Raw genomic sequence first — 18,825 nt, forward strand, 5'->3', positions numbered from 1 at the left:
CACCCTGATTACCGCCGGGTAATTTGCGTGGCGGCGAACACGACCCAGGAGGACCGTTGCGACGTGCTTTCGGCCTGATCTTGCTGGCACTGGGCGTCTTCGCGGCCGCCGGGGCGGTGCTGCTGCCCACGTACGTCTACCCGAAGCTCGCCAAGGTGCCCCTCGACCAGGACTCGACGTCGGTGCTCGAAGGCACCGTGAGCAAGGTCCTCGCCGTGACCGACAAGGGCGCCGGCCCGGTCGCCGAGATCCGCGAAAACCGGCGGCTCACCGCGACCGCCCGCGTGCAGGCGAACTTCGCCCGGCCCGAGATGCACCAGGACACCGACTACGCGGTCTGGCTGCTCGCGGTGCAGGTCAAGGACGACGCCGACGACACCGTGGTCAACGCGAGCAAGCGGCAGGTCTGCTTCGACCGGCGCACCGCGGAGGGCTACGACCCGCGGGGCGCCACCGACCCGGCGTGCACCCGGGAAAGCAGCTACGTCACCAGGCTCAAGGACAAGGCCGACAAGGACGGCCTGAAGCCGGCCGAGGACAACGTGTACAAGCCCCAGCCCGGCCTGAACTTCAAGTTCCCGTTCGGCACCGAGCAGAAGGACTACCCGGTCTACGACGACAACACCGAGAAGGCCGTCACCGCCCGGTACACCGGGACCGAGACGGTCAACGGGATCGAGACCTACAAGTTCGTCCAGGACATCCCGGACACGCGGCTCGAGACGAAGTCGGTGCCCGGCTCGCTGGTCGGTTCCACCCAGCCGACGGTCGACGCCGACCTGTACTACCGCGGCGTCACCACGATGTGGGTCGAGCCGGTCACCGGGATCGAGGTGAAGCAGCAGCAACAGCAGCACCAGGAGCTGCGGTCCGGCGCCACCGCCCCGGTCGTCGTGTTCGACGGGACGCTGGCCTACAACAGCAACACCGTCGCGCGGATGGTCGACCAGATCGACGCGAACCGCGGCCGGCTGCAGTTCCTCTCCAGCACCGGCCCGCTCTGGCTCGGCATCGGCGGCGGCGTGCTGGTCGTGGTGGCGATCTTCCTGCTCGTCCGGCGGCGCCCGGCCGAGCCGCCGGCCCCGCCGCAGCGGCGGCACCGGGTGCCGGTCGGCGCCGACCGCTGAGGTTCAGCGCCGCCGCAGCACCAGGACCAGGTTCCAGGAGGCTATTTCGCGGAGGCCGGGAATGCGCACGATCCACATCGCCCAGCTCGGGTGGTAACGCGGGTACCCGGCCACCAGCTCGGCCAGCGGCGTCGTTTTCGCCCAGCGAAGTGCGGCACCGACGGAAACCGGGAAGAGGCTTTCCCCGAATTTGTTCTTCGGCTGCTTCCCCAGTTTCCGCGCATAACGCTGCCGGGCGTAGTGGCCGCCGAGGAAGTGCCACGGCGCCGTCTCGTGGCCACCCCACGGCGAATACCACGGCGTGAACGACGCGAATACCGTGCCGCCGGGCTTGGTCACCCGGCACATCTCGTCGAGCATCACCCACGGCTCGCCGACGTGCTCCAGCACGTTCGACGAGTAGCAGACGTCCACGGAACCGCTGCGCACCGGCAGTTCCGTGCCGCTGGCCCGGATCATGTTCTCGCCGGGCTCGCCGCGCGCGGACAGCTCCCCGACGTCGGGATCGAGGCCGAGGTAGACCGCGCCGGCCGCGCGGAACGCGTCGGAGAAGTAGCCGGGACCCCCGCCGACGTCGAGCACCGTGCGCCCGGACAGCGGGGTGTGCGCCGCCAGTTGCCGGACGGAGTCGGCGGCCAGCGCGGAATAGAACCCGTCCGGGTCCGTCTGCTCGGTGAGGAATGTCCGGAACAGCGTCACGGAACGGCCGAGCGTGGCTCGGTGCGGTCGCTCGATCACCGGATTACCTACCATTGAACCGTCGCTTTCCCGAATACGTTCATCTAGGGTGTACGCACCGGTAACCTAGCATCGTCGCTACAGTTTGGATAACCCGATGGAACGTCCTCGTGTGCTCCTCGTCAACTGGCGCGACACCGGCCACCCCGAGGGCGGCGGCTCGGAGCGGTACGTCGAGCGGATGGCCGAAGGGCTGGCCGGAGCGGGGTACCGGGTGGAGATCCAGTGCGCCGCGTACCCGGGCGCGACGCCGGGCGAGTGGCGCGACGGCGTCCGCTACCGGCGGCGGGGCAACAAGTTCGGCGTCTACGCGCACGCGCTGCGCGCGATCCGCCGGGCCCGCGCCGACCTGGTGGTGGACGTGCAGAACGGGATGCCGTTCTTCGCCCGGCTGGTCGCCGGCTGCCCGGTGCTGGTGCTCGTGCACCACGTCCACAAGGAACAGTGGATCAGCGCGCTCGGCGAGACGCTGGGCCGGATCGGCTGGTGGATCGAGTCGCGGCTGGCGCCGTGGCTGTTCCGCCGGTGCCGGTACGTCACGGTTTCCGAGGTCACCAAGGCGGAACTGGCCGGGCTGGGCATCGAGCGCGAACGGGTGACTGTGGTGCCGAACGGGCTGGACGCGCCGCCGGCGTGCGTGTCCGAGCGGGACACGACGCCCACGCTGGTCGCGGTGAGCAGGCTGGTGCCGCACAAGCGGATCGAGCACGCGATCGACGCCGTGGCGCGGCTCGCGCGGCGCTGGCCGTCCCTGCGGCTGGAGGTCGTCGGCCAGGGGCCGTGGGAGGAGGTGCTGCGCGGCCACGCGGCTTCGCGCGGGGTCGCCGACCGGGTCGTCCTGCACGGCTGGGTGGACGAGCAGGCCAAGCACGAGATCCTCGCGCGGTCGTGGCTGCACCTGTGCCCGTCGGTGAAGGAGGGCTGGGGCATCGTCATCATGGAGGCCGCGGCGCACGGCGTGCCCTCGATCGCCTACCGCGCGGCCGGCGGCGTCACGGAGTCCATTGTGGAAGGCCGCACCGGCCTGCTGGCCGACGACTTCGACGACTTCACCGACCGGATCGACGGCCTGCTGGCCGACGGGTTGCGGCGCGCGGAGATGGGCCTGGCGGGCGCCGAGCGGGCGGGACGGTACAGCTGGGACGCGAGCGTGGGGCAGTTCGAGTCACTGGTGCGGGAGGTCGCCGGGCTCCCGGCGCCGCGGCCGCGGGTGCTGGCCATCGCGCCGCCGGGAAACCCGCACGAATCGAGGTATCCGGCGGCGGCCGCCGGATAACACCGGACGGGCCACTCAGGACCGCCGCGCCGCCTGGTCCTGCACCGCGTCCCGGAACTCGCGCAGCAACCCCGCGGCAGCACGCGCGTCGAAATCCTTGCGGCGGGCGCGCACGGTGACCGTGGTGGTGCCCCCGGTGGTCGCCGCGCCGAACGCCACACCGGAGCGGCCGCTCGCCGCCGGGTAGAACGCCAGTGACCGCACCGTGTCCGCCGTGGACACCGCCCCCAGGTTCGACACCAGGAACGTCGACCCGAGCCGGCTCGCCAGCAGCCGCGTGCCCAAGCGGGCCAGCCGGCTGCTGCGGGCCGGGAAGTCCGGCTCCGGCGGCTGCGCGGCGAGCACCGCGGCGACGTCGGCCGCCGGGCTCAGCCGCAGCCGGAAGAACGCGCTGTCGTGCACCGGTTCCGGTGCCGCGCCGGACCGCCGTGACGCGCCCAAGGCAGCCACGACCCGGGCCGTGCGGGCGCCGTGCGCGCGGTTCCAGCGTTCGGTGGCGTGCGCCGCGGCCGCGACGAACCCCGCGGCACCCAGCCGCAGCCCGGGTTCGTGCGACGCCACGAAGACGTCACCCGGCGCCTCGCGCTCGCGGTCGGGGGCGATCCGGCCCGGTGGCGCGAAAAGCGCCTCAGCGAGCCGCTGGACGGCTGACAGGGCAAAGGGAGTGCCGCCCGACCGTTCGCCGATCCCGGTCGCGGCCGAGGAAACCGGGACGTCGAGGAGGATGCCGAGCAGCGCCAGCAAACCGAGGCCGTCGAGGGCGCCGTGGTGCGCGGCGATCAGGAGCGTCTCCGCGCCGGCGGCGACGCGCACGAGCGGCGCAGCGCGTTCGTAAGGCGCCGAGGCGAAGCGGTCGCGGACCGCCACCGGATCGGTGATCGGCTCGATTTCCGGCAGGGCACCGAGGTGGGGGTACTGCTGGACGGCGGCCGCCAGCCGGGCGCGGAGCTTCTCCGGTTCCGGTGCGGCCACGCCGAGTTCCGCTTCGAGGAGGATGCTCCACGAAACGGTGGGGTCGCCGTAGAGCCCGACGACGCGGTGGGCGTGGTCGGAGGCGAGCCGGGTCACGCGCGTCAGCGGTCCCCGTAGAGCTTGAGGGGGTGGTCGGCCGGGTTGTACTTCACCTGCGCGTTGAGCTTTTCCTGCACCGGGGCGGCCGTGTCCGGGTCCGCGCCCTTGATGAGGGCGAACCCCGCCCCGGTCGCCACCCCGCCGCCGATGATGACGGCGACGACCGCGCCGATGAGCGTGCCCACGTGTCACTCCTTCCGCGGCGGGAAAATCCTGCCGCGGCCCAATGTACGCATCGGTAACATGCGGCACAACAGTGCGACGCACAGCAACGTCAGCGCTACTCCGTTCGCCAGCAACACCGGCGTCCACGGCACGGCTTTCACCGCCGGCACACCCGGGGTCCGGTACAGCGTCAGCCATTCACCCGACCACACCGGCGTCGCGTCGGCGAGCAACCTCGGGTCGACGTCGCCGGGAGTGCCGTGCTCGACGAGGATCCAGCCGATGCCGGCGGCGGTGAGCTCCCGCGCGGACGTCGCGGCGCGGACGTCGCCGATCCGCGGGTCCTCCCCGGCGATGCGTTCGGTGCCGACCTGCAGGGTGTCGTCCATCAGCACCGGACCCGGCAGCACCCGCGGCGCCGGGTCGAGCTGGGTGCGGTCGTCGTTCCAGGCGAACCCGCGGAACGCCGAGAGCGGCAGGGCCAGCACGTCGCCGGGCCGGTCACCGAGCTTTTCGGACACGGCCTGCCAGTCGCCGGGGTACTGCGCGGTGCCGAGCCGTCCCCAGCCGCCCCAGGCCAGGTCCGGCATGGTGACGAGCGGGAAGACGGCCACCGCCGTCACCAGTGCGGCGCGTCCCCGCGCGGTTTTCAGGTGCGTGGCGGCGGTTTCCACGGCCAGCGCGAGACCGAGAGCGAGCGGCAGCGCCCACCACGCGACCCATTTCTGGGCGTCCCGCAGCAATCCGGCGCCGGGCACGTGCCGCGTCGCGGCGGTGAGCAGCGCGTCGCCGCCCGGGAGCGTCGCCAGCGACGCCAGCAGCACGCCCAGGAGGCCCAGGAGGAACAGGGAACGGGCCGGTGCCGCGCCCCACCGCTTGGCGAGCGGCCACAGCCCGGCGACCGCGACGGCGGCGACGACGAGCGTCAGCACCGGGACCAGCGGCATGGCCCGGCTGCCGGGCACGGTTTCGGCGTTCCAGATGCCGCCGAGGCCGAGCACGCTGAGCAGCGCGGGCCCCCAGCTTTCGGCGCGGGCGCTGAACGCCGTGACGCCGCCGGGGTCGGAGAACGTGCCGCCGGTGTTGAGGAACGTCGGCACCAGCCACGGCAGGTTGAGCGCGACGGCGATGGGGAGGGTCTGCCAGAGCCGGCGGGACCCGGCGGTCACGACCATGACGGCGGCGGCGAGCACCCCGCCCGGTGGCGTCAGCACCGCCGGAGCGCTCGTGATGATGAGCCTGAGCAGGGAATCCGGTTCGTGCCTGCGCGCGGCGAGCCCGGCGGCGGCGATCCAGGGCAGGCACGCGTACGTCAGCAACAGCGGCCAGTGTCCGATGAAGAGCCGTTCGGCCACGTACGGCGTCCAGGCGTAGGCGGTCGCGGCGACGAGCCGGGTTCCGGTGTGCTCGGTGGGGACGAGCCGCCCGGCACCGAGGGCGGCACCGAAGACGGCCAGGAGCAACACGATTTTCTGGACGACGTCACCGGGCAGCACGGTGGTGGCGAGCGCGACGGCGGCGTCGGCGGGCACGGACCGCGGGAGCGTGCTCCCCGCCCCGAAGGCGTCCGGCACGAAGTACTGGCGTGGCGCGAAGACCATGTCGTAGCTCAGGACGAACCCGCGGCCGAGCAGGGGCGAGCAGACGGCGAAGGCCAGCAACGCCGACAGCACGAGGAGGGCCGGCCGTCTGCCCGGTGCGTCCACGGCCCTTCCTTTCCGTTGCCGGCGCGGTTAGGGTCCCCAGGTCATTACCCGCCGGTAATGGGAGCCCGCCGTTGAGCGTAGACACCGAAGTCCCGGCCCGGACCGGCAACCGGGTCGCGGCGATCCTCGTCTCGCTCGCGCTCGCGGGCAACAACGCGGCGAGCTACGTGCTGAGCCTGGCGGCGGCGCGGATCCTCGCGCCGGGCGCGTTCGGGGAGCTGAGCTCGCTGCTGGCGGTGCTGGTGGTCGGCGTCGTGCCGGCGATGGGCCTGCAGACGGTGGTGGCGCTGCGGGTGGCGCGCTCGCCGTCGCTCGCGCCGGGTTCGGTGTTCGCGCTCGGCCTGGTGACGAGCGCGATCGTCGCGACGGCGGCGCTGACGCTGAGCCCGTTGCTCGTGCTGTTGCTGCACCTGGGCTCGCTGACCCCGGCCCTGCTGGTGACGGCGGCGCTCGGGCCGTTGACGCTGCTGGGGGTGTTCCACGGGCTGCTGCAGGGCAGTCACCGGTTCGCGGTGCTGGCCGGCCTGATCGCCCTGGAGGGCGTGGGCAAGGTCGGCGGTTCCCTGGCCGGGCTGGTGGTCGCGGGATCGCCCACCGGAGCGCTGGCGGGGGCGGCGATCGGTTCGCTGGCGGTGGTCGTGGCGGGCTGGCAGGTCTGCGGCCGCCCGCGTCCCCGCTGGGCCGACCGCCACGGCGGCGAGGTCCTGCACACGGCACAGGCGATGCTGGCGCTGGTGCTGCTGGTGAACCTGGACCTGGTGCTGGCGCGCCACACGCTGCCGTCGGCTTCGGCCGGGGAATACGCGCTCGGGGCGATCGTCACGAAGATCGCGTACTGGCTGCCGCAGGCGGTGGGGGTGCTGGTCCTGCCGCGGTTCGCGGTGTCCGACCGCCGCCGCCGGGTGCTGCCGGTGGCGCTGCTGGTGTGCGGCGGCCTGGACGCGGTGGTGCTGCTGGTTTCGCTGGTGCTCGGTCCTTCGCTGCTGGCGTTGATCGGCGGGGCGCGGTACGCGGGCAGCACGATGCCGGTGTGGCCGTTCGCGCTGGCGGGCTCGATGCTGGCGCTGGTGCAGATCCTGCTGTACGCCCGCCTGGCGGACGGCGACCGCCGCGTGACGGCGTTGATGTGGTCGGCGGTCGTGGTGGAGGCCGTGCTGATCACGACGTGGCTGCACGGCTCGGCAACGCAGGTGGTGACGGCGGCGGCGTGCTGCGCCGGCGCCCTGGCCGCGGCCGGCGCATTCCTGGAGTTCCGGCCCCGCCGGGCCTGAGCAGCCCCCGTTTTCCACGCTACCGGAGGGCACCGACAGTTCCGCGCGCTCCGGACGCCCGGGACCAGCGCCGCAACTCGCGTGATCAGAACCGCAACCGGCGTGATCCAAGCCGGAACTCGCGTGATTGAAGGCGGAACTCGCGAGTTCCGGCTTGGATCACGCGAGTTCCGCGCCCGATCACGCGAGTTCCGTCTCCGATCACGGGGGTTGCGGGTTCCTGAGCGGGGTAGGTGAGCCGGGGTCAGGGGGTGGGGTCGGTGGGGTTTCGGGTGCGGGTGAACCAGTCCACGCACGTGGCCGCCAGTGCTGCTGCGGCCAGGAGCAGTGCGGCCTGGGTGACCGGGCCGTACGCCCACTCCTGGCCGTGGCCGAGGATCCGGCCCGTCACCGACACCCCCGCCGCCAGGACCATGCCGCCGAACGCCGCGTACCTCGGTGCGCGCTCCGAGAACTGGCGGGCCAGCAGGCACGCGATCAGCAGCACCACCGGCAGCATCCCGCCCAGCGCCACCAGCAAGCCGATCAGCACCACCGGGGTCCAGGACCCGCCCGGCGAGACCGTGAACCGGCGACGGCGGCGGACCGGCCAGACCACGCCCACCAGCAGCACCAGCACCGCGATCGCGCCGATCAGCAGGCTCAGGCGGTAGTGCGCGTCCGGGGTGAACGTCAGCGACACCACGCCGCCCGGCCCCGCCGGGACGATCCACGCCTGCTGCCAGCCGTCCACGCGGGTGCGCGTCAGCTGCTTGCCGTCCAAAGTGGCCACCCAGCCCGCGTTCGCGTTCTCCGGGACCGCCAGCACCGCTTCCGCGCCCGGCGCCACCGTCACCGACCGCGCCGTCGCGGCCCACTCGCCCACCTGCACCGCGCGGTGCACCGGCGGCGTCGCCGCGGCGTGCACCGGGCGCAGCCACAGGTCCTGGACCACGAACGACTCCGATCGGTCCGTCCGCAGCTCGTGGCCGCCGGCCGGCAATGCGACGCCGCCCTCGGAGTCCCGGCACATCCGCAGCTCCAGCGGCCGGTGCGCGGTGATGTCGGACAGCGTCCCCTGCACCGACGTCCGGTAGTCGAGCCCGTCCAGGTGGACGTTCGGGCCCGACCCGCACGGCACCGTGAACGTCGGGTCCGGGCCCGGCAGCAGATCGGGACCGCCGGACAGCGTGAGGCTCCCGATGCCCACCACGGCCCGGGCCGTGGGGTCGTCGTCGTCGCCCGGCAGCACGATCTGCAGCTGGTCGGTTTCGAGGGGCTCGAACGACGCCGACCCGCCCGCGTCGAGCTGCACCGTCCGCGTCTCCGACCGGCCGGCCAGCTGCACCTGCCGCGGTGCCCGGGCGCCACTCGCCGGCGAAACCTCGATGTGCAGCCCGGAAATCCGCTTCGGCGACGACCAGCCGAGCGTCAGGGCCGGCCGCAGGTCCGTGACGTCGGGACGCCACGTCGTGCCCGCGTCGCCGTCCACCGCCGCGAGACCGCCGGCCGCCGGGTCGCCGCCGAGCTGGGACGTCGACGACACCGTGACGCCCGGCAGCGTCACCGGGTTCTTGCCGCCGCCCGCCGGCAGCACCGAGCCGCCGACGACGTACGTCTCTTCGGCCGGGGTGCTGAACAGGCGCCGGACGCCGTCGGGTTCCTCGCCGTCGCGGGCGGCCGCGGCGTCGCACCGCACGGCGCCGCTCACCGGCAGGCACGCGTACCGCGGCTGCGCGCCGCGCGTGAACGCGAACCCGGGCGCCGGTCCGGCGGGCAGGTCGGCCGGCACCTCCAGGGCCCGCTGCGGCTCGGTGCCCGGGATCTTCAGCTCGGCGATGCCGAAGTTCCCGTCCTGCCGGCCCACCACCAGCGACAGCAGGGTGATCCGCACCTTGCGGGTGACGCCGCCGGCCACCGGGTACTCGTGCGGCCCGGCGCCGCGGATCACCTGCTGGTCGACCGAGCCGTTGTCGGTCGTGATCCGGATCCGGGTGGCGGGCCAGCCGACCCGGATGTCGTCCACCAGCTGCAGGTTCACCGAGTTCACCAGCCGCGGGGTGTCCAGTTCCACCTCGAGCCACTGGCCGATCGGCCCGGTGAACGCCGAGGACTGCCACGCCGTGCGCGGATCGCCGTCGATCGCGGCGAACGGCTGGTGCGAGGGATCGGACCCGCCGAAGGCGTCGGCGAACGACGCCGCCGTCGACGCCGTCACCGAGCGGATGCCCCGGTAGGCGGCCACCGTCTGGTGCTCCTGACCCGGGAACGGCAGCAGGTCGCCCGCCGCGCGCTGCTGGCGGTAGGCCTCGCCGGCGGTCAGCGTCTGGCTGAGGTTGTCGCGGACACCGCCGACGTTCCGCTCGGCGCGCCGCAGGCCGTCGGTCACCAGGCGCGGGCCGTCGGGCACCCCGCCGTCGCCGGTGAGCACGGTGGGGGTCGCCGGGTCGAGCTGGCCCGAGCCGATCAGCGGCAGCAGGTTCTCCGGGCCGCCGCTCACCGTCGGGACGTCCGTGGTGGACGTCGCCGTGACGAGCGGCACCGGTTTGTCCACTTCGTACACTTCGAGTGGCCCGAACTGCGCCGCCTTCGTGATCCCCGGCGAACCGGCCAGCCCGGCGCGCAAGGTCGCGATGGGCGGCGCAGCGGTCCGCTCGCGGTCGATGTCGTTGCGCAGCAGCAGGAACCGGTAGCCGGAGCGGGCGAGCAGGGCGGCGAGCCCGGGATCGCCGCGGCCGTCGGCGAGGGCGGCGTCCACCGAGTCCATCAGCCGCGTGTTCCCTTCGGACCCCAGCGGCACCTGGTTGCGGACCGCCCACGGGCTCCGCGCGATCGCCTGCGCCGGCTCGTCGACCGTGCGGCCCCAGTCGTATTCGCCGAACCCGGTGGCCGGCAGCAGCAGCGTCCGCGCGTTCGGGTCGGCCTTGGCGACGTAGCCCATCGCGTCGTACCAGTAGCCGGGCACCGCGTCCCAGCCCGGGCCGGACCGCAGGTTCAGCAGCCACGCCGGTGCGGCCATCACCAGCACCAGCAGCAGGCCCAGCGCGGGCCGCAGGAACCGGCGCGCGGACTTCACCCCGGCCGGCGCGGAAATCCCGTGCACGAACGCCAGCACCAGCGGCAGCCGCAGCACCGGCTCGAACTTGTGCACGTTGCGCAGCGGGGCGAGCGGCCCGTCGAGCAGGTGCCGGACCTGCTCGGCCAGCGGGCTGTCGAGCGTGCCGACGTACCCGATGGTCAGCAGCGTGAGCCCGGTGAGCACGCCCAGCACGAGGAACCGGCGTTCCGGCAGGCCGCGCCGGGTCAGCCCGAGCAGCCCGACGCCGGCGACGAGCCCGGTGGCGAGCATCAGCACCGGGTTGTCGATCAGCGACCAGCCGCCGGGCCACCACGGCGTGCCCTGCACGACGTAGGCGACCCACTGGTTCGTCCCGCGCAGCACCTCGAACAGCGACATCGGCGCGGTCGTGTTCGTCGCGGACTCGATGTAGTCCAGGAACGGCAGGCTGTACTCGCCGAGCAGCAGCAGCGGCAGGATCCACCACAGCGTCGCGCCGATGACGAAGACGAACCACCACAGCACGAGCTCGACGTGCGCCCGCGTCCAGCGACGGGTCAGCAGCCACAGTCCCGGCAGGACGAGCGCCATCACGACCATCGCGCCGTTGACCCCGCCCATGCCCAGCACGGCCAGCGCGGACAGCCCGGCGGCCCGCCGCGGCGAGCCGGTCGTCCCGGCCCGGACCAGCGGCACCAGCACCCACGGCAGCAGCACCGCGGGCAGCATTTCCGCGGACAGCCCGCCGATTTCGGTCAGCATGCGCGGTGCGAGCGCGTAGCCCAGGGCGCCGATCAGGCGGGTGCGCTCGGTGCCGATCTTCATCGCCCGCGCGAGCAGCAGCGCGCCGCCGAACGCGGCGGACAGCAGGATCGCGCCCCACAGCCGTTGCGCGATCCACGCGGGCACGCCGACGGCCTGGCACAGGGCGAAGAACGGGCCCATCGGGAACAGGTAGCCGTACGCCTGGTTCTGCAGCTCCCCCGCGGTGGCCTGCGGGTTCCACAGGTGCAGCGCGCGGCCGAGGAAGGCGAGCGGGTCGACGGCGAGGTCGAGCTTGGTGTCGAACGTCGTCTTCCCCGGCATCTGCAGGAACGACAACGTGGTCAGCGCCAGCACGATCCACGTGCTGGGCCGGCGCAGGAACGCACCCTTCCGCGCGCGCCCGGAAGGCGGGGCGTCGTCCCGGGTTCGTTCGCGGGTGCCGGTTACCATCCGGTAGATACTAGGCCGAAACCTGGCTACCATGTGCCGACGATTTCCTGGACTTCAGGCAGGTGTGCCATCACGTTCGAAGACGCCTGGGCCTTGGCCGAGCCGGTCAAGGGCTGGATGACGCGCGCGCAGGGCGAAGCGCTGTGGAACGCCGCGTGCCGCTTGGAGAAGGGCGACGTCGTCCTGGAAATCGGCAGCCACCAGGGCAGATCCACGATCGTCCTCGGCTCGGCGGCCCGCACGGTGGGCGCCACGGTGATCGCCGTCGACCCGTTCGTCGACGGCAGGCTGTTCGGCGGATCGCCGACGCGGCAGCTGTTCGAGCGCAACATCCGGCGGGCCGGGCTGGACGACATCGTCGAGCTCGTCGCCGGTTACAGCACGGAACTGCGTCCTGACTGGAACCGGCCCCTACAACTGCTTTACATCGACGGCAAGCACGACTACTGGACCTACACCGACGACCTGCGGTGGTCGGCGCACCTGCCGCCGGGCGCGGAAATCCTGGTCCACGACTGCTTCTCGTCGATCGGCGTCACCCTCGGCACGATCGCGAAGGTCCTCTTCGGACGCCGGTACACCTATGTGGACCGGGCGACGTCGCTGGCGCGGTTCCGCCTGGCCCCGCCGTCGCCCCGCGACCGCCTGCGCGTGCTGGCGCAGCTGCCGTGGTTCCTCCGCAACGTCGTGATCAAAGTGCTGCTGCGCCTGCGATTGCGCCCGGTGGCCCGCCTCCTCGGCCACGACAGCCCCTACGACCCGTACTGACCCCTCCCGCAACCGTCGTGAGTGGAAAGGAGGGTTAGAACCCTACTTACCACTCACGACGGGCGTGCCGATCTCGAGCTTCGCGACGCACACCGGGGCGCCCGGGCTCGACAGCTGCACGCCGATGTGGTCGAACAGGCCGTCCACCGGCAGGTACACCGTGTGCAGGCCGGCCTGGAACCACACCGGCGTCCGCTCGACCAGCCCTTCGCCACCGTCCGATGTGTAGTAGTCGAGCTTGAGCAGGTGGCGGCCGAGCACCGGGGTGTCGAGCGGGATGCGGACCAGCGTCTCGCCGATCGCGTTGCCGCAATTGGGGACCGGCCCCGGCAAGCCGCGGGACACCGGGTCGACGCCGGTGATCCGGTGCGGTGTGCCGGTCGCGTCGAGCAGGTGCATCCGGCTGGTCGGCTGGTCGAAGTGGGTGCCGGGCAGCAGGCCGACCACCCGGGACGCCCGCGAGTCCGCCCCGAACCATTCGTGCACCACATCGGACGGCACGAAGGTGTCGAAGAAGACGAGATCGGGATCTTCCGCCACGGCCGCGCGCACATTTCCGACGTACTGCGCGGAATGCTCGAACCGCACCGCCGGTGAAAGGCGGGAGAATCCCACGGCGGAACTGGCGAGCAACAGCACACAGAGGATTAGGGCGATCGGCCGTTCCCGCTTTCCGCCGGATGGCGCACCCGGCGGAAGAAAGGCGAACGCTCCACAAAGGGCGGCCACCAGCGCCAGGTCGGCGACGTACCGGGGGTCGTCGCCCGCCGACGGGCCGACTTCGCGCAGCCGGGTCAGCGCGAGCAGGGCGACGTCCACGGCGAACACCGCCCCGAGCAGCGCCCAGGCAGCCCACGCGCGCCGTCCGCCGGCGCGCGCTCCGGCGATGATCACGGCCAAGGCGGCCACGAGCAGCACGGCGACGACCGCGAACGGCGACGGCGCCCAGGTCGCCCCCGCGCCGGGGCCCGACCACGGTCCCCCGGCCAGTCCCGGCAGCAGGGTGTCGCCCAGCATCCGGCCGGTCAGGTCGGCGACCGTGCCGGCCGACATCGGCTGCTCGCCCGGCCCGACCTGGCTCGACGTCACCACGAAGAAGACGGCGGCGAACGCGGCCAGCAGCACGGCGTGGGCCGCCCAGTACCGGACGTGCTGGCGGAACGACCGGCCGAGCAGGACCGTCACCCCGGCCAGCAGCACCGGGATCACCGCGGCCTTCTCGTAGAACGCCAGGCCGAAGAGCGTCCAGGCGAAGGCGCCGAGCCACCAGCGGCCGCCGGCTTCGAGGTACCGGACGTGCGCGTGCAGCGCGCCGGCCGCGGCCAGCACCACCGGCACCAGCTGGACGCCGTAGGACCACCACAGCGTCGGGACCAGCAGCAGCGTCGACGCCGTGAACACGGTGAACGGCACCAGGATCGCCCAGCGGCGGCCGAAGCACCGCACCAGCAGGCACCAGAACAACACCGTGGCGGCCGCCCGCATGAGCAGCAGCGGCAGCACCAGGACGCCGAAGTTCAGCGGCGCCCACCACGTCAGCACGGCGGCCAGGAAGAACCCGCCGGGCTGCAGGTGGCCGTGGTAGTCCTGGAACAGGTAGCCGAGGTCGAACGGCCCGGCCGCGGCCGCCTGGTGCGTGACGACGAAGTCGTCCTGGGCGAGGCTCCCGTGCAGCGCCGCCCACGTGTACAGCGCGAACGGGATCACCCCGGCCGCGAAGGCGGCGAGGACCAGCGTGGACGGTCTTCGGATCGCCCGTGGCGCGGGCTTTTCGACTTCCACCAACACGGGCTTCCCTCACTTCTTGCAGGCGGGCGGCTGGCACATGAGCTTGCTCAGTGCCTGGTAGAAGACGTCGGAGATCTTGCGCGGGTCGGGCGTGGTGAAGGACTCGCCGCCGGTCGCGGCCGAGATCTGCTGCAGCTCGCTCGAATCGATGTCCGGCCCGATGCCGATCCCGATCACCGGCAGCGGTTTGCGCGGGTCCTGGAGCCGGCCCAGCTCGGAGAGCAGGCCGGGCAGCCCGACCGAGTCGCTGTCCTCGTTGCGGCCGTCGGTGAGCACGACGACGACGTTGATCCGGCCGAGCTGCCAGCTCTGCCGGGCGTTCTGGTAGGCGGCGAGGATCGAGTCGTACAGCCCGGTCGCGCCGCCGGGCTTCGGCTTGACCGCCTGCAGCGTCGCCACCCCGCCCGCGGCGAGCTGCTGGGCGATCGACCGCATCGGCAGCAGTTCCTTGTAGTCCTTGTCGCCGTCCAGCTTGGTCGAAAACAGCCAGAGGCCGATCTCGGTCGTCGGCTTGAACAGCCCGAGGCCCTGCGTCGCCGCTTCGAGCGTGAGCGCCATCCGGCTGCGGCCGGTGCCGGGCACGGTGGCGGCCATCGAGCCGGACACGTCGAGCAGCACCTGGACGCGGGCGCTGAGGTTGGCCCCGGCCCACGCCTGCAGCACCCCGTACATCGCTTCGGGCGCGGGCGGCCCGGCCGGGCGCGGCGCGGCGTTCGTGCGGGTGTCGCGCGGCCGGTCGCCGAGCAGCTGCCCGGACGGCGTGCGGAACCCGCCGTCGGCGAACGCCTTGGTCGAGGTCTGGTCGAGCAGCAGCCGCAGGAACCGCTCGGCCGCCGACCGCGACGCCTCCGACGCGCGCGGCAGCACGACGTACGGGTAGTCGAAGCTCGGCACACCGACCGCGGGGTACGCGGCGACGAGCTTCTTGGCCAGCACCGACTGCTCCGACGCCGGCCACGCGGTGAACGGCTCCTTCACCGCCGAGAGCTTGCGGATCTCCTCGGTGAACGCGGCGGCCGGGTCGGGCGCGTCCTCGGTCAGCTGCTGCAGGCCGATCAGCGCGGCGATCGCGGCCGGGTCCCGGCCCGGGTCGGGCAGCCCGACCGGGCTGCCGGCGAGGACGTCCGACCAGGACGGTGACTTCGACGGCCAGCCGGCCTGCTTGGCGACGTCGTCGGTCAGCGCCAGCACCACCGGCGAGCTCGCCACCGGCTGGCCGGACTCGGGCAGGTTCCACGCGCCGCCGTCGCGCGCCTGCAGCAGCCAGCTGCTCGACTCCGGCACCCAGACGTCCGGGCCGGTGGCGCCGTTGGCCTCGAGGGCGGTCGCGGTGGCCGTCGACGGGCTCGCGGTGACTTCGACGGTGTAGCAGTCTCCCTCCGGGACGGTCCGGGCGAGCGCGGTCAGCACCGGCGCGATGTCCGGCGCGGCGGTGACCCGCACCGGCGTCGTCGTGTCGCAGCCGCCGCCGGCCAGCCGGTCCTTCAGGTAGCCGACGCCCGCCCAGGCGAGCAGGGCGGCCACCAGCAGCGCGCTCAGCACGACGACCCGCGCGTCGATCCGCCGCGCCCGCGCCGGGTGTGCCGCCATGCACGTCCCTTCCGTCCTGAGTGCTGGCAGCTTGCCAGCCGGGTGACCGGGAAGCCAGTACCGGAAGCGGACCGTCACCACCGGCCGGTGAACCGCGCGTGAAGGAATTGCGGCGTGCGGCCATTTTGGTGACTCCCGGGAATCGCGTAACGTTTTCCGCTTGACCGCCGTCCCACGTGGGTATCAGCACGATGGCGAAATCACGGGAGGATTTCGCCGTCCCCGAAACGGCGATACGGCACCGAACGGAGACGCCACCGTGCGCACGATGTACGACGCGGTCACCGCCGCGAACATCCCCGGCGACGCCCGGATGGTCGCCGGCTACATCGACCGGATCAAGCTGGCGCCCTGGTCGGCCGCGGACTGGGCGCGCTTCCCCAACGCGGTCAAGGTCACCATCGTCAAGAAGGCCGCGACGAACGACGGGGACGTCCTCGACGTCGAACCGGGCGACGCCAGCCCGGGCGAAGCGCCGGGCTGGGTCCAGATGCGCCGCGCGGCCGGTGCCGACCCGACGATCTACTGCAGCCTCGCGCTCTGGCCGTCGGTGCGCAACGCTTTCTCCGCCGCCGGGGTCGCCGAACCGCACTACTGGATCGCCCACTACGACGGCGATCCCGCCATCCCGGCCGGCGCGATCGCCAAGCAGTACCTGGGGAACGTCGCCCCGGGCTACGACGTCTCGTCCGTCGCCGACTACTGGCCGGCGGTGGACGGAGCCGGACCGGCCTCGACTGGAGTGGAGATCATGGAACGCATCACCGTCACCCCGCCGAACGCCGAGGAGAACACGCTCCGGGTGTTCCTGTCCGGCAGCCCCGGCGCGGCGGTCGTCATCCGGCCGCGGCTGGGCGGCGACGGCTTCTCGAAACCCATGTGGGTGGGCAACATCTACGCCTGGGGCAACGACCACCAGGGCGTCGGCCACAACCCGGCCCAGTCGGGCGGCTACAACGCCCGGCTCACGTCGCACCGGCGGTACGACCTGCCGGGCGCGATCTGGGCCGACATCAACTACAGCGCGGCGGATCCGTTCGAAGTCGACATCGTCGGCTAGACCTCACGCGGGCGGCAGCGCGCGGCACAGCGCGTCGAGCGCCGCCGGGTAGGCGTGCTCGGGCGGGGCGGCGTAGCCGACGACCAATCCGTCCGATGTGGACATAGTGCTGTCCGGGTGCCGGAAGGCGGCCAGGCCGTCCAGGGCGAGGCCCTGCCACGCCGCCGCCTTCAGCGCGGCCTTTTCCGTGCCCGGCGGGAGGCGGAGCACGGCGTGCAGGCCCGCGGCGATGCCGGTGGGCGTGACGTGCGGGGCCCGTTCGGCGAGCGCCGCCACGAGCTGGTCGCGCCGGCGGCGGTAGCGCTGGCGCATCCGGCGGATGTGCCGGTCGTACGCGCCGGCGGCGAGAAATTCGGCGAGCGTGAGCTGGTCGAGCACGCCCGCCCACGCCTCACGCTCGCCCTTGGCCGCCAGCACCGCGTCGACGAGGTGGCCGGGCAGCACCAGCCAGCCCAGCCGCAGCGCCGGCGACAGGCTCTTGCTGACCGAGCCGACGTAGACGACGTGGTCGGGGTCGAGGCCCTGCACCGCGCCGACCGGCTTGCGGTCGTAGCGGAATTCGCCGTCGTAGTCGTCTTCGAGCAGCACGCCGCCGGTGGCCCGGACGTGGCCGAGCACCGCCGTGCGGCGGTCGTGGTGCAGCGGGCCGCCGGTCGGGAACTGGTGCGCCGGGGTCAGCAGCACCGTCGGCACGGCCAGGTCGCCGACGCGGGCACCGTGCTCGTCCAGGGGCAGCGGGATCGTGCCCACCCCGGCCGCGGCGAAGATCGAGCGGTGGAAGGCGAGGCCGTAGGACTCGACGGCGACCGGCCCGGGCAGCACCGCCGGGAACAGCAGCCGCAGGGCGTGCGCGAACCCCGAGCACACGACGATCCGCTCCGGGGACGTCCGCACCCCCCGGGCGCGCGCGAGGTACCCGGCGAGCGCCTCCCGCAGTTCGGGGCGCCCGCGCGGATCGCCGGGGCCGAAGGCGTCGTGCGGGGCCACGTTCAGCGCGCGGCGCGCGGCGGCGAGCCATTCGGTGCGCGGGAACGACGTCGCGTCCGGCTGCCCCTGCCGCAGGTTGTGCACCGGTTCCGGCTTGCCGGGGCCCGGTTTCGGCGTCCGGACGGGCTCGAGGGGCTCGGCGCGTTCGGCGACCCGGGTGCCGGACCCCTGAACGGCGGTGAGCCAGCCCTCGGCGACCAGCTCGGCGTAGGCGTCGGCGACGGTGTTGCGGGCCAGCCCGAGGTCGGCGGCGAGCGACCGGTACGGCGGCAGCCGCGTGCCCGGCGCGAGCCGTCCGGCGCGGACGGCGTCCCGCAGGGCGGTGATCAGCGCGGCCCGCTTGCCGACGGCGCTCGGCAGCTCCAGGTGCAGGTCGGCGCCCAGCCGCTCCCCCGAATTGACCCACACTTTCGCCACGGAAATGCACTCTACACGGGGGTCAAAGCGGCCGTAGATTTCTGGTCATGACGAATTCCCGCCTCAACTTCGCCAAGACCGCACCGAAGGCATTCAAGGCCCTGATCGGTTTCGACGCCGCCGCCCGCGCCGGGCTCGACCCCGCGCTGGTCGAGCTGGTCCAGATCCGCGCGTCGCAGCTCAACCGGTGCGCCTACTGCCTGCACATGCACACCTCGGACGCCCGCAAGGCGGGCGAGAGCGAAGAGCGGCTGCACATGGTCGCGGTGTGGCACGAGGCCGCGCCCTTCTTCAGCGAGAAGGAGCAGGCGGCGTTGGCACTGACCGAAGCGGTCACGCAGATCTCGGGCGGTGTCCCCGACGACGTCTACGCCCGGGCGCTCGCGGAGTTCGGCGAGGAGGAGCTGGCGCAGCTGCTCGCGCTGATCTTCACGATCAACACGTGGAACCGGATCGCCATCGCGACGGCGAAGGTGCCGGGCACGGACGAGCGCGGGGCGCGGTGAGTGGCGCCTGGCTGAGCAGCCCCCGATTTCCACGCTAGCGGAAGGCACCGACAGAAACCGGGGCCGCCGCAACGCGGAAGGACCACCATCCCCCGGCGATGGT

14 protein-coding genes are annotated in these 18,825 nt (G+C 73.0%); 6 read left to right on the plus strand and 8 right to left on the minus strand.

The genetic code is table 11. The annotated features are described in order from the left end of the window. Nucleotides 1-56: 56 nt before the first annotated feature. The gene (pgfA, locus tag OO60_RS39195) at nt 57-1,127 is read left to right on the plus strand and encodes a cell envelope lipid trafficking protein PgfA (protein WP_004559145.1); all 1,071 of its coding nucleotides are present in this window, start codon (nt 57-59) and stop codon (nt 1,125-1,127) included. A gap of 3 nt (nt 1,128-1,130) precedes the next feature. Here pgfA and OO60_RS39200 read toward each other — a convergent pair whose 3' ends face one another. Then, nucleotides 1,131-1,826, minus strand: coding sequence for a methyltransferase domain-containing protein (locus tag OO60_RS39200; protein WP_033263297.1), 696 nt, complete (start codon nt 1,824-1,826; stop codon nt 1,131-1,133). Nucleotides 1,827-1,962: 136 nt separating this feature from the next. On the opposite strand from OO60_RS39200, the gene OO60_RS39205 reads away from it, so the two are divergent. Beyond that, a complete protein-coding gene (locus OO60_RS39205) occupies nt 1,963-3,141 on the plus strand; it encodes a glycosyltransferase family 4 protein (RefSeq protein WP_240490835.1) in 1,179 nt (392 codons plus the stop codon). A 15-nt stretch (nt 3,142-3,156) separates the two neighbouring features. On the opposite strand, the gene OO60_RS39210 is transcribed toward OO60_RS39205, so the two are convergent. From OO60_RS39210 to OO60_RS39220, 3 genes are read right to left on the minus strand one after another with little or no spacing between them, the layout of a single operon-like run. Beyond that, nucleotides 3,157-4,209: a hypothetical protein gene (locus tag OO60_RS39210; protein WP_004559148.1), complete on the minus strand. Its 1,053-nt coding sequence runs from the start codon at nt 4,207-4,209 to the stop codon at nt 3,157-3,159. 5 nt (nt 4,210-4,214) lie between these two features. Then, nucleotides 4,215-4,397, minus strand: a complete 183-nt coding sequence (locus OO60_RS39215) for a hypothetical protein (RefSeq protein WP_004559149.1) — start codon at nt 4,395-4,397, stop codon at nt 4,215-4,217. 3 nt (nt 4,398-4,400) lie between these two features. Further along, nucleotides 4,401-6,083: an MmpA family trehalose lipid delivery protein gene (locus OO60_RS39220; protein WP_033263284.1), complete on the minus strand. Its 1,683-nt coding sequence runs from the start codon at nt 6,081-6,083 to the stop codon at nt 4,401-4,403. A gap of 71 nt (nt 6,084-6,154) precedes the next feature. Between OO60_RS39220 and OO60_RS39225 the strand changes: the two genes are divergently transcribed. Continuing rightward, nucleotides 6,155-7,354: a polysaccharide biosynthesis protein gene (locus tag OO60_RS39225; RefSeq protein ID WP_004559151.1), complete on the plus strand. Its 1,200-nt coding sequence runs from the start codon at nt 6,155-6,157 to the stop codon at nt 7,352-7,354. Nucleotides 7,355-7,598: 244 nt separating this feature from the next. On the opposite strand, the gene OO60_RS39230 is transcribed toward OO60_RS39225, so the two are convergent. Beyond that, nucleotides 7,599-11,606, minus strand: coding sequence for an alpha-(1->3)-arabinofuranosyltransferase (locus OO60_RS39230; RefSeq protein WP_033263285.1), 4,008 nt, complete (start codon nt 11,604-11,606; stop codon nt 7,599-7,601). Nucleotides 11,607-11,699: 93 nt separating this feature from the next. Here OO60_RS39230 and OO60_RS39235 point away from each other — a divergent pair, with 93 nt between their 5' ends. Next, on the plus strand, nt 11,700-12,374 hold the full coding sequence (locus OO60_RS39235) for a class I SAM-dependent methyltransferase (RefSeq protein WP_004559821.1): 675 nt from the start codon (nt 11,700-11,702) through the stop codon (nt 12,372-12,374). Nucleotides 12,375-12,416: 42 nt separating this feature from the next. On the opposite strand, the gene OO60_RS39240 is transcribed toward OO60_RS39235, so the two are convergent. Beyond that, nucleotides 12,417-14,159 (minus strand): hypothetical protein, encoded by a 1,743-nt coding sequence (locus tag OO60_RS39240; RefSeq protein ID WP_033263298.1) that lies wholly within the window; start codon nt 14,157-14,159, stop codon nt 12,417-12,419. Between the two features lie 12 nt (nt 14,160-14,171). Continuing rightward, entirely contained in the window at nt 14,172-15,752 is a 1,581-nt protein-coding gene (locus OO60_RS39245; protein WP_033263286.1) for a substrate-binding and VWA domain-containing protein, read from the minus strand. A 259-nt stretch (nt 15,753-16,011) separates the two neighbouring features. On the opposite strand from OO60_RS39245, the gene OO60_RS39250 reads away from it, so the two are divergent. Beyond that, the gene (locus tag OO60_RS39250; protein WP_004560536.1) at nt 16,012-16,812 is read left to right on the plus strand and encodes a glycoside hydrolase family 25 domain-containing protein; all 801 of its coding nucleotides are present in this window, start codon (nt 16,012-16,014) and stop codon (nt 16,810-16,812) included. Nucleotides 16,813-16,815: 3 nt separating this feature from the next. Here OO60_RS39250 and pdxR read toward each other — a convergent pair whose 3' ends face one another. Next, nucleotides 16,816-18,216: a MocR-like pyridoxine biosynthesis transcription factor PdxR gene (gene pdxR, locus OO60_RS39255; protein ID WP_033263287.1), complete on the minus strand. Its 1,401-nt coding sequence runs from the start codon at nt 18,214-18,216 to the stop codon at nt 16,816-16,818. A 47-nt stretch (nt 18,217-18,263) separates the two neighbouring features. On the opposite strand from pdxR, the gene OO60_RS39260 reads away from it, so the two are divergent. Beyond that, nucleotides 18,264-18,722 (plus strand): carboxymuconolactone decarboxylase family protein, encoded by a 459-nt coding sequence (locus tag OO60_RS39260; protein WP_004560538.1) that lies wholly within the window; start codon nt 18,264-18,266, stop codon nt 18,720-18,722. Nucleotides 18,723-18,825: the final 103 nt, after the last annotated feature.

Source organism: Amycolatopsis vancoresmycina (assembly GCF_000716785.1).
Classification (GTDB): domain Bacteria; phylum Actinomycetota; class Actinomycetes; order Mycobacteriales; family Pseudonocardiaceae; genus Amycolatopsis; species Amycolatopsis vancoresmycina.

What these genes read in the sequence shown, in the direction of transcription:
- OO60_RS39205 (WP_240490835.1), top strand. Translation starts at nt 1,963, where the DNA reads ATGGAACGTCCTCGTGTGCTCCTCGTCAACTGGCGCGACACCGGCCAC.
- OO60_RS39230 (WP_033263285.1), bottom strand. Translation starts at nt 11,606, where the DNA reads ATGGTAACCGGCACCCGCGAACGAACCCGGGACGACGCCCCGCCTTCC.
- OO60_RS39245 (WP_033263286.1), bottom strand. Translation starts at nt 15,752, where the DNA reads ATGGCGGCACACCCGGCGCGGGCGCGGCGGATCGACGCGCGGGTCGTC.
- OO60_RS39260 (WP_004560538.1), top strand. Translation starts at nt 18,264, where the DNA reads ATGACGAATTCCCGCCTCAACTTCGCCAAGACCGCACCGAAGGCATTC.